This window comes from Aporhodopirellula rubra, assembly GCF_014192335.1.
Lineage (GTDB): Bacteria > Planctomycetota > Planctomycetia > Pirellulales > Pirellulaceae > Rhodopirellula > Rhodopirellula rubra.
This window is the reverse complement of the sequence record NZ_JACHXU010000011.1, coordinates 240271-258974: the sequence shown is the minus strand read 5'-3', so window position 1 is coordinate 258974 and position 18704 is coordinate 240271. Positions and strand designations below refer to the sequence as shown.

12 protein-coding genes are annotated in these 18704 nt (G+C 56.8%); 10 read left to right on the top strand and 2 right to left on the bottom strand.

Features of this window, described 5'->3' with window-relative positions:
* Window positions 1-8: 8 nt before the first annotated feature.
* On the bottom strand, window positions 9-1382 hold the full coding sequence (locus tag FHS27_RS16415) for a S1C family serine protease (protein WP_184305975.1): 1374 nt from the start codon (window positions 1380-1382) through the stop codon (window positions 9-11).
* A gap of 238 nt (window positions 1383-1620) precedes the next feature.
* Here FHS27_RS16415 and FHS27_RS16410 point away from each other — a divergent pair, with 238 nt between their 5' ends.
* From FHS27_RS16410 to FHS27_RS16375, 8 genes are all read left to right on the top strand, one after another.
* Window positions 1621-2640: an NAD-dependent epimerase/dehydratase family protein gene (locus tag FHS27_RS16410; protein ID WP_315854586.1), complete on the top strand. Its 1020-nt coding sequence runs from the start codon at window positions 1621-1623 to the stop codon at window positions 2638-2640.
* Between the two features lie 72 nt (window positions 2641-2712).
* The gene (gene uvrB / locus FHS27_RS16405) at window positions 2713-4839 is read left to right on the top strand and encodes an excinuclease ABC subunit UvrB (protein WP_184305974.1); all 2127 of its coding nucleotides are present in this window, start codon (window positions 2713-2715) and stop codon (window positions 4837-4839) included.
* A 673-nt stretch (window positions 4840-5512) separates the two neighbouring features.
* Complete coding sequence (locus tag FHS27_RS16400) at window positions 5513-7048, top strand: arylsulfatase (protein ID WP_221225163.1); 1536 nt, start codon at window positions 5513-5515, stop codon at window positions 7046-7048.
* 74 nt (window positions 7049-7122) lie between these two features.
* A complete protein-coding gene (locus tag FHS27_RS16395) occupies window positions 7123-7488 on the top strand; it encodes a DUF3302 domain-containing protein (protein WP_184305972.1) in 366 nt (121 codons plus the stop codon).
* Window positions 7485-7673 (top strand): hypothetical protein, encoded by a 189-nt coding sequence (locus tag FHS27_RS16390; RefSeq protein ID WP_184305971.1) that lies wholly within the window; start codon window positions 7485-7487, stop codon window positions 7671-7673. Before FHS27_RS16395 ends, FHS27_RS16390 begins: the two co-directional genes overlap by 4 nt.
* Window positions 7670-8797, top strand: coding sequence for an HlyD family secretion protein (locus FHS27_RS16385; RefSeq protein ID WP_184305970.1), 1128 nt, complete (start codon window positions 7670-7672; stop codon window positions 8795-8797). Before FHS27_RS16390 ends, FHS27_RS16385 begins: the two co-directional genes overlap by 4 nt.
* A 35-nt stretch (window positions 8798-8832) precedes the next feature.
* A complete protein-coding gene (locus FHS27_RS16380; protein WP_246419918.1) occupies window positions 8833-9744 on the top strand; it encodes a YybH family protein in 912 nt (303 codons plus the stop codon).
* 15 nt (window positions 9745-9759) lie between these two features.
* Complete coding sequence (locus FHS27_RS16375) at window positions 9760-11637, top strand: mu-protocadherin- cell-suface protein (protein WP_184305969.1); 1878 nt, start codon at window positions 9760-9762, stop codon at window positions 11635-11637.
* A 30-nt stretch (window positions 11638-11667) separates the two neighbouring features.
* Here the strand turns inward: FHS27_RS16375 and FHS27_RS16370 are convergent, their stop codons facing one another.
* The gene (locus FHS27_RS16370; protein ID WP_246419917.1) at window positions 11668-13122 is read right to left on the bottom strand and encodes a carbohydrate porin; all 1455 of its coding nucleotides are present in this window, start codon (window positions 13120-13122) and stop codon (window positions 11668-11670) included.
* 756 nt (window positions 13123-13878) lie between these two features.
* Here FHS27_RS16370 and FHS27_RS16365 point away from each other — a divergent pair.
* Together FHS27_RS16365 and FHS27_RS16360 are read left to right on the top strand one after the other, a co-directional pair.
* Window positions 13879-17532 carry a serine/threonine-protein kinase gene (locus tag FHS27_RS16365; protein ID WP_184305968.1) on the top strand — a complete coding sequence of 1218 codons (3654 nt, stop codon included), beginning with the start codon at window positions 13879-13881 and terminating at the stop codon, window positions 17530-17532.
* Between the two features lie 81 nt (window positions 17533-17613).
* Entirely contained in the window at window positions 17614-18606 is a 993-nt protein-coding gene (locus FHS27_RS16360) for a DUF1559 domain-containing protein (protein WP_184305967.1), read from the top strand.
* The last annotated feature ends 98 nt before the right edge of the window (window positions 18607-18704 follow it).

Genomic DNA, 18704 nt, shown 5'->3' with positions numbered 1-18704 from the left:
GGAAATTGTTATTGGTCATTGGCTCTACCGATTTCTACAACGACTTGGATCAAACGCCCTTCCCGTCGAACCCATACTTTGACGCGTTCGCCGGGCATCGTGTCGGACACCGCAGCTTTGAGCGATTCAAAATCTGTGATTTGCACGTCACCGAACCGCTCGACCACGTCTCCCGATTCGATGCCGGCTTCATCGGCAGGCGACCCCGGGTTGATTACTTTTACATTGGCTTCGGGATCGGAGGCGTTGCCACGCACGCCGAGCACCGGTTTGAATCCAGGGAGATAGCCCCACGATTCACCTTGGTTCATTCTATCCCAAGAGTCACGGTAATGATCAACGGGCACATGCAGGTTGTCCGTGACCTCGTTGCCGATCCTACTGTGGACCGCGATCAAACGTCCCGACAGATCGAAGAGTGGGCCGCCGGAGTCACCGCCGATTAACGCACAATCGGTGACCAGAGAATCTTCACGAACATCGAGGATCCGGCCGACGCGAGTGACCATGCCACGTTCGCGGTCGTAGCCGCCGGGGTGTCCGGTCGCAATGCACCACATTCCGCTGCGAAGATTTTCGCTGGTGCCCGGAGATGCGAAGGGCCACGGTTTGCCACCGTTTTGACCGTCATTGATTTTCATCAAACCGGCATCAACGTGGCGGTTCATCCCGCGTGTCGTTGCTGTCACGGTGCGACCATCGGCGAGCGTGAGCACGGCGTTTTTGCCGGGACGCATCGCGACATGAGCGGCGGTGAGGACGTAGCCGGACTCAGTGATGATGACGCCACATCCCTGAGCCGGGCCGATCTGAACACTGACGGTACATTCGGCGGCTCGAGCGGCGACGAGTTGTTGTTGCCGTTGGAGAAGACGCATTGTCTCAAGAGAGTCGGGAACGCCTCCCTGATCGAGCAGTTCGACCAAGGCGTCAGGCGGTTTTACCCAGGTGTCTCCCTTGGGCCGAAACCCGGGTGCGTTGGACGCGTCGCGTTCCTCCGCGGTGCTCGCCATGGGGCTGGCGACACGCTCGGAACTGCTGCTTCCCGGGGTGACCGTGCCTTGAATCACGTCACCCTGGATCACGTTCCCTTGAATGATGTTGCCACGCACGTTGCCGCGAACGACATCGCCGGGCAGCACTTCGCCGGGAAGAACGGTCCCGGGAACGACCGTTCCGCCGGGGAGCGGTTGGCCGTTTTGAAAAAACTGTGTTTGTGCGAACGAGATGGTCGGCGAATGCAGCCAACTGATCGACGCGGCACAGCACACCACGATTGCGACGCGCAGGGGACCGCCACGGTGCCCGCGTTTGGATGCGGTGTGCTCGATCGCGACGGCCTCTACCGGCCGGATTGGCTCGGGCGAAGAATCCAAAATCAAACTAGGTGCCCTTCGTATTCGTGAATGTCATCGCTCCGATAAACCTTACCAGAAGTCCCCTCTCTGGGCTGCGTCCTATTGTACCCTGTTGGCCCGAAATCGCCCACCTTTTTGCTCAATTCCCACCGCCGCGTTGGTTCTCACGTGCAGTGTAGGCCGCTGCCATCCGCGCATCCCGAAGACTCGGCTACGCTGTGATGCCTCTTCCATTCGCCTCTCTCGCCGACGCCAAACAATCGTGACCGAAAAAACTGTGCCCGACCGCCCCGATGATCTCGCCGCGACGCACCCTGATTCGATGGATCCGCCGCGTTTGCTGATTATTGGTTGCGGGTACCTCGGCGTTCGGGTCGGACGGCAGGCACGAGCGGCAGGTTGGTCCGTCGCCGCCACCAGCCGCAGGCGATTGTCATCGATTGCGGACGAAGGATTCGAACCGGTTCGCTTCGATTGGAACGATTCGCGAGACCTTTCGACGATTTCGCAAGTGATTGAGAGTCACGCGATTAATCGCGTGTTGATCTCCGTCAGCTACGATCGAAACAGCTCGGTGGATCGGTTTGCTTCGCAAGTCGACGGGTTATCCCGATTATTAGGGGCGATTCGTGCGGTGCCTGGTCACGCGAGTGGGCACTCGCCGGACGTTTGCTATATCAGCACCACGGGGGTGTATCACCAAACCGGTGGAATGTGGGTGGACGAGCGGTCGCCCACGCATCCTAATCGCGACGGTGGTCGGGCTCACTTGCAGGCGGAGTCAAAAATGCGGGGTTGTTTGGGGCATTCGCCGTGGACGATTTTGCGTTTGTCGGGGATCTACGGACCTGGACGGGTGCCCCGAGCCGCCGACGTTCGTGCGGGACGTCCGATCGCGTCGCCGCCGGAAGGTCATTTGAATCTGATTCACGTCGATGACGCGGCATCGGCCGTCATCTCCGCATTCTCGTGGACGAGACGGGGGAAGACGATGCCGGAGAATGCGTCTGCCGATTCACCGCCACGGAATCGCGATTGCTCTGAGCGTGAGCGGTTGTACGTGGTCAGCGATGACGGGCCGGTCGTTCGCCGGCAATTCTACGAAGAGATCGCTCGCCAGACCGGTGCGGCGGATCCCGTGTTCGTTGAGCCGGGCGAGAATTCAGGGGTGCGTTTCCGAAGTGAAACGGACAAGCGAATTTGGAACCGGCGACTCAAACGTGATTTGCTTCCGAAGTTGCGATACCCCAGTTACGTCGAAGGGCTTCGCGACATCCTTTGATCCGCGATGCGATCACGCGAGTCGTCTCTCGCCGCGTTCCACGAAAATTTGACTGCCGTTAGAATTACCGACATGAACATGCCTACTCTTCCCGCCGCAAAATTCGATCTCAATCAGCCCTTCTCACCATCGGGTGATCAGCCCGCCGCGATCGAGAAACTGACCGCGGGCTTCCTCGCGGGCAAGACCTCGCAAACTCTGTTGGGTGCGACGGGAACGGGGAAGACATACACGATGGCGAACGTGATCGCGAATCTCGGCCGTCCCGCGTTGATCCTCAGTCACAACAAAACGCTCGCGGCCCAGTTGTATGGGGAGTTCAAAGAATTCTTTCCCAACAACGCGGTGCACTATTTCGTTAGTTACTACGACTACTATCAACCCGAGGCTTACATCCCGCAGCGAGACGTTTATATCGAGAAGGATTCGTCGATCAATGAAGAGATCGATCGGCTGCGATTGGCCACGACGAGTTCTCTCGTCAGCCGCCGCGATGTGGTGATCGTCGCGTCGGTCAGCAGCATCTACGGGCTCGGTTCGCCGAAGGATTACAAAGAGCTCGTGATCGATATCCATCGAGGCGAGACGACTCGACGCGATCACTTGTTATTGAAGTTGGTTGACGTTCAGTATGACCGCAATGATTTTGCGTTCGAGCGTGGCAAGTTTCGCGTCCGAGGCGATTCGATCGAGATTTGGCCGACGTATGAAGAGTTCGCGTTTCGTGTTGAGATGTGGGGCGACGAGATCGAACGCATTTCGTTGATCAAACCGTTGACGGGCGAAACCATCAAGACCGTCGATGACCTCTATATTTATCCGGCGAAACACTTCGTGATGCCCGAGGATCGTATCCAGGCGGCACTGAAATCGCTCCGCGCGGAACTCGCCGAACAACTCGAGGTCTTCCAGGGGCAAGGTAAGTTGCTCGAGGCGCAGCGTCTTTCGGCGAGGACGAAGTTTGATTTGGAAATGCTGGCTGAAGTTGGGCATTGCCCGGGCATCGAGAATTATTCGCGGCCGCTCTCGGGCAAACCGCCGGGGGCGACTCCCGATACTCTGTATGAGTTCTTTCCAAAAGACATGGTGACGTTCGTCGACGAGTCACACGTGACCGTGCCCCAGGTTCGCGCGATGTACGCGGGCGACCGCAGCCGAAAGATGACGCTCGTGCAGCACGGATTCCGTTTGCCGAGTGCCTTGGATAACCGCCCGCTGAAGTTTGATGAGTGGGAAGAACGCACGGGACAGATTTGTTTCGTCAGTGCGACGCCGAGCGATTACGAACTCGAACGGACGGGCGGTGAAGTCGTCGAGCAGATCATCCGTCCGACGGGGTTGCTCGACCCGGTCGTGGAAGTCGTCTCGGCGCGTGGGCAAGTCAACCACCTGCTCGAAGAAGTGCGTTTGCGTGCGGCGAAAAACGAACGCGTTCTCGTGACCGCGCTAACCAAACGGCTTGCGGAAGATTTGTCGAATTACTTCCAAGAACAGGCGGTCCGCTGCCGTTGGTTGCACAGTGAGCTCAATGCGTTCGAGCGAGTTGATTTGTTACAGGAACTACGTACCGGGCAGTTCGATTGCCTCGTCGGTGTCAACTTGTTGCGAGAAGGCCTTGACCTTCCCGAGGTCTCGTTGGTTGCGATTCTCGATGCCGACAAAGAAGGTTTCTTACGCAGCGAAACGAGCTTGATACAGACGATCGGCCGAGCGGCACGGAACGCAAACTCGAGAGTGTTTTTGTATGCTGATAAGATGACTAATTCCATGCAATTGGCGATCGATGAGACCGAGCGCCGTCGCGAGATTCAGAAGAAATATAACGAAGAGCACGGGATCGTTCCCAAGACCATCTTCAAAACGATACGGTCGGGAATTGAATCCGACGCGGCGAAGCACCGTGAAGCCGAACGACAGGCAACCGCTGAAAGTGAAATCACTTATATCACTTTGGAATATGTTGAAGCACTCGAGCGTGAGATGCTATCTGCGGCGGAGGATTTGGAATTTGAACGTGCCGCCCGTCTTCGCGATCGCGTCGTTCAATTGAAGGACAATATCGGAAAACCACTTTCGGACATTGAATTGCCGGCGGAGAAGCCGAGTTCGGGTGGACGCGGTCAGGGGCGGCGTGCCGGGAAAAAGCAGAAAGGGATCAACCCGAATCGAGCCAAAATTCCGCGTCCCAAACGGGGCTAGGGTTTCTGCGTGGCACCGCATGATTTCCCCGAATCGATCACCGGTTTGTCGATCGAAAGCACATCGACCCGAGAAAGGGGACACGCACGCAATGTGAGGCTCGCGTTCGTGTGTTTCGGCTGGCGGGGCTAGGAAACGCACGTTCTGTTGGTTTTCGTCGATTGACGCCCAATCGTGCAACACTTCATCGATTTCTCGCGAGATCTTCAATAATCGCTACGGGCGACCAAGGCGCGTGGTTGCTTCGGTTGTCTCGAGAGACGGTGTTTGTAGTCGGTTTCCCAAACGTCTGCCGCGTTGCACTTCAATTGGTGTTCGTTGCGACGAGGGACGGGTTCGAGTTTGCGAAGTCAAAAGTGAGGGGATCCTACTAATTTGCCGGGCGTTGGTTCGTGTCAGGTGGGCTAAAAACTGAGCATGCGCCAATTGTCAAATTTTGCGTCGCTCTATAGTCGAACGGCCAAATACTAAATGTCTCGCTGAGGTGGCAGTTTTTTTCTCGTCTGTCGAATGATTTGCGTTCTTTCTGCGCACCCCGCGCTAGAGGCGGATGTATATTGCGAGCGATCGAACTTGGTCGTGGTTCAATTTCGCGCAGAACTTTCGCGTGAGCCTTTTCTGTTCCTACTTTGACGTATGAGATGCAATGAGTTTCTACAGTTTACGATGTCGCATGATGGTGGCGGCATTGATCGCGTGCTCGCTCGCTCCGCTGAGCACGCAAGCAGAGGAATCTAAACGCCCTAATATCGTGATCATCTGGGGTGATGACATTGGGCGAGCGAACATTAGTCAGTACACCCACGGGTTGATGGGATACCAGACGCCGAACATCGACCGCGTGGCGCGGGAAGGAATGATGTTCACGGACTACTACGCCGAGCAGAGTTGCACGGCGGGCCGCGCGTCCTTCATCATGGGACAGCACGGCATGCGAACGGGGTTGACGAAGGTTGGTCTTCCGGGGGCCGAGCTGGGCATGCAGGTGGAAGATCCGACGATCGCCGGGTTGCTCAAGCCGCTCGGTTACGCGACCGGGCAATTCGGTAAAAACCATCTCGGTGACCGCGACGAAATGTTGCCGACCAACCATGGGTTCGATGAGTTCTACGGCAACCTCTATCACCTCAACGCTGAAGAGGAACCCGAACTGCCCGATTACCCGAAAGATCCCGAGTTCCGTAAAAAGTATGGCCCACGCGGAGTCCTGCACAGTTTCTCGGACGGACGGATTCAAGACACCGGACCGTTGACCCGGAAACGGATGGAAACGATCGACGATGATGTTGCCGATCGTGCAGCGGACTTTATGGAGCGTCAAACGAAAGCGGAGAAGCCGTTCTTCGTTTGGGTCAACTTCACACACATGCACTTCCGGACACATATCAAACCGGAGAGTCGCGGCCAGTCGGGACGCTGGATGAGCGAGTACGCTGACGCGATGATCGACCACGACAAGAACGTGGGCACCGTGTTGGACAAGATCGACGAACTCGGTATCACCGACAACACATTCGTCATGTACAGCACCGACAACGGCCCGCACATGAATAGTTGGCCCGACGCGGCGATGACGCCGTTTCGCAGTGAGAAGAACTCGAACTGGGAAGGTGCCTACCGCGTGCCCGCCATGGTCCGATATCCGGGCAAAATCAAACCAGGAACGATCTCGAATGAAATCGTCTCGCACTTGGATTGGTTGCCGACCATTCTGGCGATGGCAGGCGAATCCGAGATCAAAGAGAAATTGCTGAAAGGCCACAAAGCGATCGGTCGTGACTACAAGGTGCACCTGGATGGGTACAATCTGTTGCCATACTTGACGGGTGAAGAAGAGAAGGGACCTCGAGAGTCGTTCATCTATTGCAACGACGATCAACAGCTCACCGGCCTGCGATTCGATAATTGGAAACTCGTTTTCCTCGAGCAACGCGTTGCCGGAACGCTGCAGATTTGGGCCGAACCGTTCGTGTCGCTTCGATTGCCGAAAATCTTCAACCTCCGAACGGACCCGTACGAGCGTGCCGACATCACGTCGAACACGTACTACGATTGGTTGTTGGATCACGCGTTTTTGTTGGTGCCGGCTCAGGACTATGTGGGCAAATTCTTGGCAACGTTCAAAGAATTTCCACCACGTCAGGAAGCCGCCAGCTTCAATCTTGACGACGTGATGCGCAAGCTGAAGGAAAGCGGCGGCGGACGTTAGTCGTTGGATATGGTCATGCCGGGCGTGAGCGATCTCGCCCGGCATGACTTTTTTATTTGAATGGGAGTCTAGCGATGGAATATCAGTATGAGGCGGCGGGGCCGGCTCTCCGAATCATTGCATTGGTATTCCTGCTCGTGTTCGTGATGTTGATTGTCGCGGTATTGGTCGGCCTCGCGGCGTTGCCGGGCAGTATCGCGAGGAAACGCAATCACCCGCAATCCGACGCGGTCAACATCTGTGGGTGGTTGGGACTGCCGACGGGAATTCTATGGGTGGTGGCGATAGTGTGGGCCTATTGGAAGCACGACGCACGCCGAATCGCTGCGGAGGCACCTGATCCGATGCACGACGAGCACGCGGTGTTGGTTGAAAAGCTCGACGCGTTGGAGGCGAGTCTCGCGACACTACATTCAATGAAGGGCGGCACGAATCAATGATCCCAGCGATATTGAGTGCATTGTTTGTTCTCTATCTTTACCGAGTTCTGAATTCGCCTTCGGATGAGAGCGGCATAAATCCTTCCGGGGTTCGCGGCGTGGATGGATTGATCGATCGGATCGAGGCGATGCAGCGTCAAGTCGATGAGATGAAGGCCGAGACGAAAGAAAAGAGCGTCTCATGAGCTGGATATTGGGCGGCATTTACTGTGGTGTGATTTGGTTGGTGTTCGCGAAGTTGAAACTGATGCGATTGTCGCTTCCGATGGCAATCATGTTGGCGTCGGTGGGACCGCTGCTGATTATCGCACTCTTGTTTTGTGCGCAATACTTTCATCCTTTCACTTCGTCTGCGATCGTGTTGGAGGAGGTGATTCCGATCACTCCACAACTGAGTCGGTCCGGGCGTGTTACTAGGGTCGCGGTCCAACCCAATGTGCCTATCAAAACGGGCGACGTACTCTTCCAGGTCGATCGTGTTCCGTATGAGAACGCATTGGCGCGGTTAGAAGCTTCGCTGCAGGAGGCGAGACAGGCCAAAGAAGTGGCAGAAGCCTCGGTTGATCTCGCCCAGGCAAAGCTCGATCAGGCAAATTCGGATTTAGAATTCGCTACGGCCAACCGAGATCGACAAAAGGAGTTGATGGATCAGAAAGCGGGCAGCGAACAAGATTTGGATGCGGCCGTCAATCAATTCAACGTCGCACAAGCGGCACGTGCGACCGCGAAATCGCAACTCGTCCAGGCGTTGTTGTCAGTCGATGTGGCGGTAACTCAAACCAAACAGATTGCCGCTCAGCGTGATGACGCACAATACGATCTCGACCAAACCACCGTCATCGCGCCGGGAAATGGTTTCGTGACGAACCTTCAGTTGCGGCCCGGAATGTTGGTCGGTGGTGGCGTGACGGGTTCCGTGATGAGCTTCGTGCTCGATTCGAGTGAATGGTCGCGAGGTGTCGTCGTGGCGACGTTTGATCAAAAGAACTATTTGAGGATTCAGCCCGGGCAGTACGCGGAGGTCGCGTTGAACGGTTACCCGGGCGATATTTTCACCGCCCGCGTGCTTAACACGATCGACGTCTCTGGGGCGGGGCAAATGGCGACGTCCGGAACTCTGCCCACGGAAGTGGCAACGGGAGCGGCGAGTCCTTTCGCGGTGCGGATTAAGCTGGACCGCGGCGACGAGTTACGGATCCCGGGCGGTTCTAGAGCGATCGCCGCCGTTTATACAGAAGATGTTCAAATCGCAGGCATCCCGATCATGTTTTTGATCCGGGCGAAAAGTTGGCTGCGGTACCTAATGTGATGCTTTTAAAACCCCACGCAAACGCGAGTAGACTGATGAGAAATCGTACAATTTGTTTCCTGATGGCGATGTTGTTGGGAGGACTCGCGGGAGATCGGTTCGCGATCGCCGACGATTCGGTCGGTCTGGCGATCCGAGAATACGTGAAGGCTTTCAATGCCAAGGACGCTGATGCGCTGCGGAACATGTGGGCCGAGAACGCGACTTACATGGATCACGAATTCGCCGAGCGAACGGACGGTCGTGAGGACATCATGACCGCGATCGAGGACGTATTCACTCGGCCTGAATCGGTAATGTTGTCGGGGACCGTGGATCACGTCCGGATGGTGACCGACTCGGTCGCGCAGGTTGAAGGCAAAGTGATGGTCACGGTCGGAGAGGAGGATCCGAAGGGCACTCAGTTCACGGCGATTCTCGTGAAGAGCGATGACCGTTGGGTGATCGATTCGATGGACGAGTTTGAGATTCCGCAACCGAGTTCACCGGACGCGCTCTCGCAACTTGACTGGATGATCGGAACATGGCGTGATGATTCAGGGGATGTGTTGGTTCGCTCGACGGTGCGAGCGTCCGACAACGGTGCGTTTTTGATTCGGTCGTTCGAAGCGGATGACGAGCAAGGCGGCAAGACAAACAGCACGCAAGTCATCGCGTGGGATCCTCGTCAGCAAACGATCCGCTCGTGGACGTTCAACGCAGACGGTTCCTTCGGCGATGGGCAATGGAGCAAGTCCGGAGATCAATGGCTGATCAAATCGACGCAAACGTTAAGCGATGGACGTTCGGCATCGGGGACTTATGTGATCACGATGCGAAGCGAGGACGAGTTCGCGATCAACCTGGTCGGCCATGAAATCGAAGGCGTGCCGCAACCATCGTTGCTCTCCGAGGTGATCGTCCGCCGTGAAGTGGCGACGACCGATTCCGTATCCGCATCCGAGTAATCTGAGATGAGAACGATGAAAAGAATTGCGATCATTGGAGGTGCCATCGGGTGTCTCTTGTTAACCCAAATCGTGCCCGTCGATGCGGGCGGATTTCGTGGCGGCGGTGGAGGCTCGCGTGGCGGTGGTGCCCGCATGGGCGGCGGCGGAGGTGGCGGAGGCGGATTCAGCCGCGGTGGTAGTTTCGGAGGAGGCGGTGGCGGATTCAGTGGCGCTCGTCCGGCGAGCACGCCGCACTTAGGCGGTGGGAGTTCACGACCATCGATGCCGAGCGCCCGTCCGAGTTTTCCTCAGTCACGCCCGAGCATGCCGTCAACGCGCCCGAGCATTCCGTCGACACGCCCGAGTGTGCCGTCGACGCGTCCGAGCTTTCCTTCTTCGCGGCCGAGCACCCGGCCGAGCTTCCCGAGTACTCTTCCGAGCACACCGAACATTGGCGGCGGATTGAGGCCGAGCACGCGTCCGTCGACGCCCGGCACACTCCCGAGCCGGCCCAGCACGCTGCCTGGGAATTTACCTTCGAGAGATCGCCCGAGTACCAAGCCGGGGACACGTCCCAGCCTGCCGAACCTCGGGGGAGGACACGGAGGGGGAACAACACGACCAGGAAACGGATTGCCCGGCGGCGATCGGCTGCCCGGTGCGAATCGTCCAGGCAACAACCTTCCGGGGAACCGTTTACCCGGCGCGGGAAACCGTCCCTCGCCCGGCGACGTGGGCGACTTCCTAGGAATTCAGGGGGGACTTCGTCCCGAAACGCGTCCCGGAAAACTCCCCGAACGGCCTGGCATGGGTGACCGTCCTGGAATCGGTGACCGTCCTGGAATTGGGGATCGGCCAGGAATCGGTGACCGCCCAGGTAATGGAGATCGACTGGGTATCGGCGACCGTCCTGGGAACAACCGTCCGGGCGGCGGACCGATCACGGATATCCGACCTGGGATGCCCGGACGCCCTGGACTCAATAACCGCCCGATCGATATTGGCAACATCAAAGTCGGCAACACGGTTATCAACAACCGGCCGTCGTGGGTGAACATCGATCGTAACACCGTCGGCAGAATCAACTCCCGATGGCAGACGCAGATCGGTGGGCTTCACGGATGGGCGAGAACGCGTCCAGCACGCGTCGGGTACTGGCGGGGGTGGGGAGATGGTGTCCGGTTCCGATGGAACGGCTATCACCATCATCGACGTTGGTTCCGAGGCGATTGGTGGTACGGGCATCCGGGCGGCGTGTGTCGATGGCACTATTACCACCGGTTCAACTACTACCCCTGGAACTATTGGTGGCGGCGTCCGACATGGGCGGTGGCCGCAGGATGGTTTGCGTGGACGGCGCCTCAAACCGTTTGGGAACAACCGATCTATTACGACTATGGTTCGGGAGGTAACGTCACGTACCAAGACAACCGGGTCTACATCAACGACGAACCGGTTGCCACGGCGGACGAGTTCGCTCAGAGTGCCGCGGCGCTGGCAACGGTGGTCCCTCCTGAATCGGAAGAGGAAGCCGAAGAAGCGGAATGGTTGCCACTGGGAACGTTCGCGTTGTCGACGGATGAAGACGACGTCGATCCGACTCGCGTGGTGCAGTTGGCGGTCGACAAATCGGGAATCATCTCGGGAACGGTTTACAATCGAGAGACCGACAAGTCCCTTGCCGTGCAAGGTCGCGTTGACAAGAACACGCAACGCGTCGCTATACGGTTCGGAGACAACGACGAAATCGTTGCCGAGACGGGACTTTACAATCTGACCGAAGACAACGTCCCGTTGCTGGTGCACTTCGGAAGCGAACGCGTGGAGAACTACGTGCTCGTCCGTCTGGATGCCCCGGAAGATGAAGACGATACGACCGGTAGCGATGATTCGGCTGCAGAAGCGAAATAGCTCGCGTCGCCGAATGTCACTCATTGGGATCTAGAACGACAAGTTCGCCCGGACTCCGAGGACGTACGCGTCATCGAGTTCGGCGCGAGCTTGCGAGAGCCATTGGAAGTCCGGTGTGATCGTCAGACAGTCCATCGCTTGAATGTTGTAAAACGCTTCGACGCCCTGGCTGTCGCCGATTTCTCCAACGAGTGCTGTCAGAAACGGTGCGATCTCGTCACTGGTTTCGGACATGTAGTAGCCGAGGCCGAAGGAATCCTTGTCGCGACCAGAGATCACGCTGTTGCCGCCGATCCCGACACTCCAAAAGTAGCTGATCGGGTTGTTCGAGTCGTCTGCGAAGCCGACACGCGTGAAGTAACCCCATCCACGTGACTCGTCGTGGGGATCAACATGCAGATAGTGGTCGGTGTTCCAGTACACGGACCGCGAATCGGACGAGCGACCGATGTCGACTTGCGGCAAGATGATCCGCGGGTCTTGATCGAGACTTGCGTAATCGCGCGTGCTGTAGGTCGCTCCAACGAGCACGTGACCGGGACGATCGCAAAAATGGGTCGGTACGCGAAGTTCAGACGAAAGGGCAACGCCATCGTTAAACAGTTCGCTGAGTCCACTCGTCCGCGTTGTGTCGGTCGGGTTGAGTACCAAGAACGAGAACAGCGGTTCGCCTTCCATCAAATAGGCGAAGCCGGCACCGAGTGTGGAATAGGGAACGGTTCTCAACGCGATCGGGTTGGCGATAAAGCTGACGTTGGAAAACTGTGTGATCCCACGTCCGTGGGCGAACGCGTTCATATCCCCGTCGAGCGAATCCATCTTTCCGGCAAAGACGATGCAGGACTCCGATAACGCTTGGGTGATGATAAAGTTGGTGATGTAGAGATTGCGGGTTTCTGTCGTTGGTAGATCCGCGGCAAGTGTCGCGGGTAGGAACGCGCCGGTCGACTCCACGATCGATTCACCCATTCGGTGTTCGGCGCGGACCTTCAAAAACAGGCCTTCGTGAACACCGAGTTTTCCGAAATCGACGTTGGCAACATAGTCACCGTGAGCGGCGTAGCGACCGACTTGTTCGACACCGCCATCGACGGTTCCGAAATAGAACTGCGTCACGTTGTTGCTGAAGGTGAGGCCGCATTGAGCTAGCGATTCACGACACGAGAGTTCCTGGCAGAGCGAGTCGCACGCGTCATCAAATGCTGCGTCGCACGCGATTGGCGAATCGCACCCGAGATCGCAAAACGTATCCTGTGCGATGACGCCGGACGCGCCGGTCCAGGCTCCCGCCAGTGCTAGTAACGACGCTAGCCATCGACGTTTCGAATTGGCGTTCATGCGTTTGACCATTTCGGGATGTTTGTTTGGAGCGGGCGAATCGACCGACCGTGTTTTGTGGTTTCGCTCGCGGGGGCGGTGCACACGAAGTGGGGACGCCGTTGGAATGAAGTGAATCATTCGTACCGATCGACCGCTCGTTTTCATAGGAATTTTCGTGGATATCGCTTTAAATCGACCAACCGCCGCATGTGGTGTTATCGATTCCACCCGACGCCGGAGGGGCCATCTAATCCGTCCAGATTGTCACGACCTGAAACGGGCCTCCGACGTGGTCGGTGCGGAAAATTGCAGGTCGCAGGACAGAATTGCCAATCGCAAAAGCATGCGTGAGATGTGGTTTTGCGTTCGCCACGACTCCTCACGAAAAATACATACTGCCGCCTTTGGGAAGCGTTCTGGTTACAGGGAAATGTGGCCGGAATGCATCCGGGGGGAGCCCGGATACCTGGACATGGTTTCCGTGGTCAGTATATTGAGGGAATACCCGTATGCGCACTTTCACAGACGGTGTGCGATCGGGCGTTAAAACGACATGTCGAAACACGACGCGTGAGTAATGGAAAGTAGGCGGCCTGCGGGGCGGCAGCCGGTAAAGAGGAGTGAACCGGGCGACGGAATACGAAGCCCGCGTTCGTTGGACTCATTTCGTTTACATCAATCGCGTTTTATGGCCGTGGTTATCGATTCGATGATTGATTCTCTGCACCTGCCGGCGCGTCGAAATCCTGCGATACGAGATTGGTCGAGCCTAGTGAATCGAGTTGAAATCACGTGCGACGGTCTTGTGTCTCGCGGCCCGCTAGATCGCGACGCGATGTTCGCAAAAACGAAAATGATTGCCTGTTGGATTCATGTCTTGATGCTCAATATTCAGCGGCACTCCATTGAGGTGTTGCCCCAGTGAATCGAAAGCACCTCAATCACGACCCGGTCGAGCATCTCGACGATGTGATAAGTATTGTTCCGATTACGGTGAACTCGTCTCAAAGCGTCAATTCATCGAACCGTCCGACCGCATCATTGGGCGACGACGGAGCGGGCGACGGGAGTGAGAGCACTCGTTTCAATGAAACGCATCGCGCCGATGTTCCGATTCCGACGGTTCCTCCGCGGGTGGGCCGGTTCGTGATTAAGGAAGAACTCGGTCGCGGCGGGTTCGGCGTGGTGCACAAGGCGTACGACACGGTGCTCGATCGTGAAGTCGCGATCAAGGCAATCTCTCGCTTGCGAGGTGCGTTGGGCAACGACGAGCGACGACTGCACGAAGCACGAGCGACGGCCAAGATGAGTCATCCTTATCTCGTGCCCCTATACGAAATCATCGAGGAAGGCGACTGCATCTATTTGGTGTCCGAGTTGTGTCCGGGGCCGACTCTCCGGCGATTCATCTCGGCTCATCCCGGTGGGATTGAGCCCGCGTGGGCGATCACGATCGCGACGAAGTTGGCTCAAGCGATTTCGCACGCTCACCAGCGTGGATTTGTGCACCGGGACATCAAACCCAGCAACGTGTTGTTGGTTCCCGATCCGGGACGAAACGCGGCGACGCTGCCTGCGAAGAATGGCGAGGCGAACTCCGTTGGCGGACCAACGTTGGGGGCAGACGACGAGTCATTTGAGTCACTCGTTCGATCGGAACGATTGCCTTTCACGCCTCGTCTGACTGACTTCGGGTTAGTCCGTGATATTGTCGATTCGATTCAGTCGCATGAGGGTAACCGCATCGTCGGAACTTTGTCGTACATCGCCCCTGAGCAACTGACGCATGAAGCGGGCGATGCCCCGCCGGAATTGAAGCTCGGCGATGTCTATTCAATGGGCGTGGTGATCTATCAGATGCTGGCCGGTTGTGTTCCTTTCAAAGGGAAGTATCCGATCGAATTGATCGAGTTGGTGTCGAAATCAGCGGCGACGCCACTGCGGGACAGAAACCCCAATATTGATCGAGATCTCGACGCGATTTGCATGAAGTGTTTGGAGCGTGAACCGTCCCGACGTTATGCATCGATCGAAGAGCTCGGCGACGATCTCGAGCGGTACGCCGAAGGCTTTCCGGTTCGGGCGAGGCCTCGATCTCGTTCCGAACGCATGCTGCAAACCCTGCGTCGCTCGCCGGTTGAGTCGACTTTGGTGTTTTGTCTTCTGTTGATGTCGACGATCGCCGCGGCGACGTTCGCGTGGAGCAACCGTAGTCTGCGTCAAAAGAGCGAGACGTTGGCCGGTGCGATCGCGGTCGCGTCCCACAACGAACGAGTCGCCAAAGATGCTGAAACGCGAGCGAGTGTGGCGCTGCGGGAGGCCGAGCAGGAGCGACTGAACGCCGAGGCCAGTGAGAATGCTGCGCTCGAGATCGCCTATCAATCCGATCTGCGGCAAGCTTTCGCGGCCGTGGCGGCGGGCAATACGGCGAACTCACAACAGATCGCTGATGAGGTTTTGGATTACTGCGGTGTCGAGCGGGTCAACGATCGATTCGATTGGCGGTTGTTGCAAACTTTCACGCGCGATGGTTGGAGACAGTTGGAATTGGGCGATGAGACGGGACAGGCTCGGGTCACCGAAACCGTGTTGATACCGCAGCGCGATTTGGTCGTCTCGTCGTCGTTGGACGGATGGATTCGGATCCACGACCGCCGTGACGGTCGGTTAGTCAACGCGTGGCAGCTTCCGCGACAAAGCTTGTTCGGATTCGGTGGATATGTCCAAGTGAATGCATTGGCTGCGTCCCCCGATGGACGTTGGATCGCAGTAGGAAAAGCGTCTTCGGCGACGTTGGCATCCTGGTCTGGTCTGAACACGGTTGAGTTAATCGAAATACCCGATGACCATTCCGCGGAGTTAAGCGTTCACGAAAGCTTCACGGGATTTGACGCGACGGTGGAATCGCTCGTGTTCACACCCGACAGCAAACAACTCGCCGTGGGCTGCCGATACGAACCGATTCGCGTGATCACGATCGATGATCCGGCAAAGCGTTTTGAGTTGACATCGGAACGCCGCAATGAGGAAATGCTATTCAACTCGAAGGGCGAGTTGGTGTTGTGTCCAGTGCTAGGCGAAATTTCTGCGTATGACTTGGGTACCCGCGAACGACGTGTGGTCTTTAAGAATGACTCTTCCTCTGCTGCTGGAATGGTGAAGGCAACCAAAGATTCCACGCTGTATTGCTGTGCATGCGTTAGCCACCCGTTTGTTTATTTCTGTGACCTCCAGGATGGAGATCCGGTCCGTTACAAGCTCAATTGCTCACGTGGTGCGGTCAGCCGGATCGCATTAACTGGTGATGGTGAGCACCTCGTGATCGGAACGGTCAGTGGTGGCGTTGGCGTTTGGAACGTGGACGAATTGGATCGCCTCAAACGGAGGGCGATCAAACGCGGCGAAAACCAGCCGATCACCTTGGAGTGTGATCCTGTTCGGTACCAAGTCCGACATCGCGGGGCGGTCACCGCGTTATCGATTGATGAGTCGGGCCAGATCTACAGCGGTGGTGATGACGGGGTGATTGTCGTTTCACACCTTTCGGGTGCCGCGGATGTCACCGATCGCACAGGCGGTCGCGTGGCATCGAGCGGGGAATACCCGACCATGATGGACAAAACGCTCGTTTGTGTGGGAACGCATGAGGGGCGATCCGTATTTGGAATGCGACGAAACGGTTCCGTCTTTCGGATCACACCCGAAGACGGCGAGATCGTTGAGGAACTGCCAATCACTCAACATTCTTCTGCATCGCTTGATTTTCCATCATCGCTCACTGTTTCCGAAGCCAACGATTGGTTGATCGCCGGCTACAACAGCTTTGTACGGATTAAGGAGTTGTCAGGTGCCAAACGCGTCTTTGAAATCCATCTTCCTGAACAGGAGCCTGGAAGACACGCGTATCGAGGCGTCGAAGCCGTGATTCTCGATCCACAGCGAAGTCGGATGGTATTGCGTGAAGGAAGTAACGTCCTGCATTCCTATCGGATCGACTGCAACGAGGCGGATGGTAGCCCGCATTTCAAACACGAAAACAGCATTCGAACGCGACGTTCGGCGCATGCGATTTTGATGACCCAGGACGGCGATCTGATGCTGTTCGGTGACACGATGTGTCATTACCGTTCAGGTGACGTCGCCGAAACGGTATTGGGGCCAGGATTCGACCACATTCGGGCAGTCTGTCAGGACTCACGCGAAGGACGGTTTTTGATCGGAAGTTTGGATGGTCGGATCTATGCGTTGGATGAGCGTGGTCAACGTATCAATCGATCTCGCCAATGGCGATCAGGCTCGGATGGCAATGACCAGCACTGTGATATTACCTCGCTCGCGCTCTCACCTGATCAGCGGACTGTACTTTCGGGCAGTTCGACCGGCGAACTTGGGATTTGGAACGCGTCCAACTTGCGTTTGCTCGGATCGGTCCGACTAATTCCGGAAGAGAGAGCCATCAGGCATCTTTCGATCTCGGCAGGGAACGAAGTGCTGATGTTCAGTGATTGGCCAAACGATTCCACGCTTCCCGATGACGAATGTTCGTTGCACGTAATCCCATTGGCGGCGGATTAATGGGGACAGTAAACTTTATCCTAGCTAAGTGTTCGCGTGAAAACGCTGACATTCATCATGATTTTGGGGCATTGAGAACAGATGAGAAATGAAAAACGAATTCGTAACGGATTCACGTTAGTGGAATTGTTGGTGGTGATCGCCATCATTGCCGTGTTGGTTGGGTTGTTGATTCCCGCGGTTCAGGCGGCACGCGAGGCGGCGCGTCGGATGCAGTGCAGCAATCAGGTACGGCAGATGGGATTGGCGATTCACAATTACCATAGTGCGTTTCGCGTTCTACCCCGTGCATTATGGTTTGAAACGCCTCCGCAGTCGTTTAATGGTCGACCTTGGTCAGTCGCGATTTTGCCGTTCATGGAGCAGCAGGCTCTGTATGACGAATTTGATCTCGATCTCGTCGCGGTCGATCAAATCAGCCCCAGAAACGTGGCCGTGATCCAGTCGGTGGTAACGGGGTACGTCTGCCCGTCCACACCGGAATCGGCCGATACCCGGCGATACACGTTTGACTCGTCATCGATGGGGCTACCGTTCACCGCGACCGATATCGCGCCGATCGATTACTGTCCGACCACCGGAGTGAACGGGGAATACATGCTGCACGCCGGAATCGACGGATCGATCGAACGTGAGGGAGCACTGCAAGTCGTCAGTGAAGTGTTTGGCGGTGGCCAGGACGGGAATTTTGCTGGAATTCTCGACGGCCATTCACACACGTTTATATTGGGGGAGCGGACGGGCGGTCCAACGGTCTACAGCGCCGGACGGATTGATGGGGTCGCGACCGCAAACCTCGTGGGAGTTAACGGTGGGGGATGGGGAGACCTCGTCAACGGCGAGCACTGGTTCCAGGGTTCGCAGCGTAGCGGATTGTCTTGGCCTCCCGAAGACGGCCCGTGTGCCATCAACTGCACCAACGCCCGTGGTTTTGGATTTCACAGTTTCCATGTCGGTGGATCGTACTTCCTGTTAGCCGATGGCTCGGTCAATTTGTTCACCGAGAGCATTGAGCCCTATCTGTTCGCGTCAATGATCACGCGTCGTGGGCACGAGCCGCCGAAGCCTGAGTAAGCGGAGGGGCTTCGTGGTGTCTCGCTCTGAGAGTATTCGTCGGACGTCAGGATCGTCGGCGTCCTTCTTCATCCGAACTGCGTCTGAAGAGCAGACGC